Below are 4,655 nucleotides of genomic sequence, written 5' to 3'. Positions count from 1 at the left end.
TGTAGTTGCACGTTTTGGATTAAAATTATTATATGGTGCAACCTTAGTAAGTATATTAACAGCAACTATTGTTGGATTAATTATATAAAATAAAACATATTAAAAAAATATATTTATTACATATAAAAATAATAGTACATAAAAACAGCAATGATATTTTAAATATTATTGCTGTTTTATTCTTATAAGTTACTTTAAAAAGAAAGATTTAAATAAGAGAATTAATACCTTAAAAATATAATTTTATAAAATTGAAAAGAAAAGAATTAAATAATGTGGATAAGAAAAAAGAAGGTTGATATAATAGTCTATATTAATAACGAAGGAGAAAATAAATGAAATATTATTTTGCACCAATGGAAGGAATAACTGGTTATATATATAGGAACGCTTACAAAAAGTTTTTTGATAATATTGATAAATATTTTACACCTTTTATTGTTCCAAATAATAGTAGAAGTCTTAAAACCAAAGAACTTAGAGATATATTACCTGAAAATAATAAAGGTATAAATATAGTACCCCAAATACTTACTAATGATTCAGAAGGATTTATTTTTACTGCAAATAAATTAAAGCAATTAGGATATGATGAAATTAATTTAAATTTAGGGTGTCCATCAGGAACTGTTGTTGCGAAAAATAGAGGTTCAGGGTTTTTAGCAAAAAGAGATGAATTAGATAAATTTTTAGAGGAAATATTTAAAATAGATGATATGAAAATTTCTATAAAAACTAGAATAGGAAAAGATACTACAGATGAATTTTATAAACTTATAGAAATTTATAATAAATATCCTATGGAGGAATTAATTATTCATCCTAGAACGCAAAAAGATTTTTATGGGAACAAGCCTAATTTAGAAGTATTTAGAGATGCTTTAAAATTAAGTAAAAATAATATATGTTATAATGGAGATATTTTTACAAAAGAAGATAATGATAAATTAATTAGAGAATTTAATCAAGTTAATAAATTTATGTTAGGAAGAGGAATACTTGCTAATCCAGGATTAATGAATGAAATTAAAAATAACGCGTTTATAGATAAAAAGACATTAAAGAATTTTCATGATGAAGTTTTTAATGAATATAGGGAATTATTTAATGAAGATAGAAATGCTATATTTAGAATGAAGGAATTGTGGGGATATATGGTTCATATATTTTCAGATAATAAAAAGTACGCTAAAAAAATAAAAAAAGCACAAAAATTAGATGCTTATAATGATGCTGTTTCAAGTTTATTTGAGGAACAAGAAATTATAAAAGGAGCTGGATTATTTACTAATCAAGGTTAAAAATAATTTTAATTAAAGCATTACTAAAGCTCACAGTTAAATGTGAGCTTATTTTTATAAATTCACTTAAATATTATATTATAAGTAAAATATAGTTTTATTTAAGTAAAGAAAAATGGAGTTAAGTTATATGAATAAAGAAAATAATATATTTAAAATTTCAAATTATGATAAATTTAAGTGTGTAGCTGATAAATGTAAATTTACATGTTGCGAAGGTTGGGATATAAGTATAGATAATGTTACTTATGATAAATGGAAAAATGTAAAAGGTGATTCAACGTATATTTTAAAAAATGTAAAGAAAATTGATAATAAAAATAATTATTTAATAAAAAAATCTACTTATGAAGCATGTCCTTTTTTAGATAAAAAGGGGTTATGCTATATAGTTAAAAATTATGGGGAAGGATATTTATCTTCAACATGTCATATGTTTCCTAGAATAGAGAATATTTTTGATGATAGAAAAGAACTTTCATTATCTTGTTCTTGTCCTGAAGTAGTAGAAATAATAAGTGATATGAGGGGAAAAATAGATTTATATTCAGATAATGGTATTCAAATTGAAAATAATTTATTAGAATTTAAAATTAGAGAAACTTTAATTAATATTATAAAACAAGAAGATTTTAGTTTAGAATATAAGCTAATTATATGTTTTGAAATGTTATCATCTATTTTAGAAGTTTCAAATTTAGATAATATTATATTAGAAGAAATAGAAAAATATAAAGATAAAGACTATATAGAGAATATTTTTTATAAATATAAAGAAATTACTTTAAATATAGATGAGTCAATTGAAGAAATTAATTATTTATTTTTAGATATTATACAAAATTATAAAGAAGTACCTATGTTTAATAAATTTTTACAACATATTTCATACTTTTCCGAAGAAGTTGAAATTAATGTACTTGCATCAAAATGGAAAGAATTTAAGATTTTATTTGATAAATATAATAATTTAATTGAAAATTGTATATTATCTAAAATTATTAGTAATTGTGCAAAAGATAATGTTGAAGATACGGCAATATCTTTTCAAATGATTATTCTTAATTATTTATTTATAAGATATGCTGTATTTTTAAAATATTGTATTGATAATAAAGAGAAAATATATATTGAAGATGTAAAAGATTATATAGTTGTTTTTTCAAGAATTATTGAAAATAATGAAGAAGCAGTTAAAGAGTTTTTAGCTGATGGATTTGGTGATGTTATTTTAGAAGTAGGATATTTATGTTTTATCTCTTTATTTTAATAAAATTTGTAAAAATAAAATATATTATAAATTTAAAAAAATAAAGTAAGTTTATTCTTATGTAAATTAATAAATTTAGTTTTAAAATAATAATATATAGAAAGAAATAATTTTTAAGGAGTAATAATGGAGGTTCTATATATTATTGGTATTATACTTTGTTTTGTATGTTATACAATAATATCAGTAACATACATTAGACTTGCAATTATTTTAGAAATGCCAATACTTTTGATATTATTTGCATTAGTAGTTTTTGTATTTATTAGGAATTTAATTAAAATATTAAAAGGAAAAAAGGAGAGCAAATACTTTAAGACAAAAGTAACTTTGGCAGGATTTATTGGAATAATATTATGTATAGTTATTCTTAATATATTATCTAATTATATTTAGTTTAAATGTTAAATAAAAGGGGCTGTTAAAACAGTCCCTTTATAATTTTTATTTAGTTGAAATATTTTTATAAGTTTAAATTAGATAAATAGTATTAAAAATAGTTCTATAAAATAAATGAATTCTATTTTTAGATAGTTTTTATTATAATATTTCTAATACTTCAACTGTATAATTTTCTCCAGGAGCATTAACTTCAACTATGTCTCCTGCTTTTTTACCTGATAATGCTTTACCTAAGTCAGATTCAATACTTATAAGCATATTCTCAGGGTCTAAATCCATTGTTGTTACAAGTGTTATTGTAACTTCATCACCATCTTCAACAAATTTAATTTTAGCTTTACTATTAATTCCAAGAGTTGACTTATCAATTTCGTCTTCATCTATTAAAGTCGCAGTTGAAATCATAGTCATTAAATATTGAATTCTATTATCGTTTTCTCTATAGTTTGCACAAGCCTCTTTATATTCAGCATTTTCTGATCTGTCACCATGGGCAGCTGCAACTAATTTTTCTTTAGCAATTTCAGCTCTTTTTACAGTCATTCTATATTCTAATTCATCTCTTAATTTTTTTATATTTTCCGCTGTTAGTTTATTATTCATAAAGTTTTAACCCTCCAAAATAATTTCTGTCAATACTAATAGTATATATAAGAAAATAAAAGAAGACAAATAAACTTAATATATCATATTAAAAACTTTTTTAAATTAATAAATAATTTATGTTATTTAGAATATATTTTAATGAATAATATTTAAATTAAGTAATTTTTAGGAGATAAATATGTCAAAAGTAATTAGTTTTATTAATCTTAAAGGAGGAGTTGGAAAAACAACATTATTAGTAGCAACAGCAGAAGTTTTAGCAGCACAGTATAAGAAAAAAGTTTTAGTTATAGATTTAGATCCACAAACAAATGCAACTGTACTACTTATTAGTCAAGATAGATGGAGTAAGGCTAATGAAAATAATAAAACAATACATCAATTATTTTTAGATAATATTGAAAATACTAAAGCATTTGATATTAATGAATCAATAATAAAAAATGTAAGTAATATAGGTGGAGGAATAGAAAATTTAGATATATTACCATCTAGTATAGATTTAATTGATATTTGTGATGATGTTTCATGGTTAAATAAAGAAAAAAATTCAATTTCAATACTAAAAAATGAACTTAAAAATTTAAAGAAAGAATATGATTATATATTAGTAGATTGTCCTCCAAATTTAGGGGCAATAACTATGTGTGGAATATATCTTAGTCAGTATTATATTATTCCTGTAATTGCTGATAGATTATCAACATATGGTTTAAGTCAAGTAATAAAAAAGATTAATAAAAAGTCTAGAGAAATTAAGAGGATAGATAAAAATTATTCTATAGAAGGTCTTGGAGTTATAATAAACAGATTTAGAAATAATAAACCTTATACAACTATAAAAGAAGCGTTAAGTATACAAAGTAATAATGGTGATATACCAAAGTTATTTAATACAGTTATAGGAAATAGGTCAATTATATCAAATTTATCTAATTTTGATGAAAGTAAAAATACAATAAAGGGTAAATATGAGCGTGAATTTAATACAATAAATAGTTTTGTTAAGGAAATAATGGAAAGGTGTTAAAATATGAGTAGAAAAGGTATATTAGATGAGATAAAAGAAAGATTAA

5 protein-coding genes are annotated in these 4,655 nt (G+C 21.4%); 4 read left to right on the top strand and 1 reads right to left on the bottom strand.

The genetic code is table 11. The features are described from left to right. The first annotated feature begins 335 nt into the window (after positions 1–335). The 3 genes from Q4E08_RS11500 to Q4E08_RS11490 all read left to right on the top strand — a co-directional run bounded on the left by Q4E08_RS11500 (position 336) and on the right by Q4E08_RS11490 (position 2,967). The gene (locus Q4E08_RS11500) at positions 336–1,301 is read left to right on the top strand and encodes a tRNA-dihydrouridine synthase (RefSeq protein ID WP_303131088.1); all 966 of its coding nucleotides are present in this window, start codon (positions 336–338) and stop codon (positions 1,299–1,301) included. A gap of 130 nt (positions 1,302–1,431) precedes the next feature. Beyond that, on the top strand, positions 1,432–2,571 hold the full coding sequence (gene fliB / locus Q4E08_RS11495; protein WP_303131087.1) for a flagellin lysine-N-methylase: 1,140 nt from the start codon (positions 1,432–1,434) through the stop codon (positions 2,569–2,571). A 126-nt stretch (positions 2,572–2,697) separates the two neighbouring features. After that, positions 2,698–2,967, top strand: a complete 270-nt coding sequence (locus Q4E08_RS11490) for a hypothetical protein (RefSeq protein ID WP_303131085.1) — start codon at positions 2,698–2,700, stop codon at positions 2,965–2,967. Between the two features lie 144 nt (positions 2,968–3,111). Here Q4E08_RS11490 and greA read toward each other — a convergent pair whose 3' ends face one another. Then, positions 3,112–3,576 (bottom strand): transcription elongation factor GreA, encoded by a 465-nt coding sequence (gene greA, locus Q4E08_RS11485; RefSeq protein ID WP_303131083.1) that lies wholly within the window; start codon positions 3,574–3,576, stop codon positions 3,112–3,114. A 181-nt stretch (positions 3,577–3,757) separates the two neighbouring features. Between greA and Q4E08_RS11480 the strand changes: the two genes are divergently transcribed. Beyond that, entirely contained in the window at positions 3,758–4,609 is an 852-nt protein-coding gene (locus Q4E08_RS11480; protein ID WP_303131082.1) for a ParA family protein, read from the top strand. Positions 4,610–4,655 lie beyond the last annotated feature (46 nt).

Origin of the sequence: Clostridium sp. (assembly GCF_030532265.1) — a bacterium.
Lineage (GTDB): Bacteria > Bacillota > Clostridia > Clostridiales > Clostridiaceae > Clostridium.
Note: the sequence above shows the minus strand (reverse complement) of the source record. Positions and strands in the feature narration are given on the sequence as shown.

What these genes read in the sequence shown, in the direction of transcription:
- Q4E08_RS11500 (WP_303131088.1), top strand. Translation starts at nt 336, where the DNA reads ATGAAATATTATTTTGCACCAATGGAAGGAATAACTGGTTATATATAT.
- fliB (WP_303131087.1), top strand. Translation starts at nt 1,432, where the DNA reads ATGAATAAAGAAAATAATATATTTAAAATTTCAAATTATGATAAATTT.
- Q4E08_RS11490 (WP_303131085.1), top strand. Translation starts at nt 2,698, where the DNA reads ATGGAGGTTCTATATATTATTGGTATTATACTTTGTTTTGTATGTTAT.
- greA (WP_303131083.1), bottom strand. Translation starts at nt 3,576, where the DNA reads ATGAATAATAAACTAACAGCGGAAAATATAAAAAAATTAAGAGATGAA.
- Q4E08_RS11480 (WP_303131082.1), top strand. Translation starts at nt 3,758, where the DNA reads ATGTCAAAAGTAATTAGTTTTATTAATCTTAAAGGAGGAGTTGGAAAA.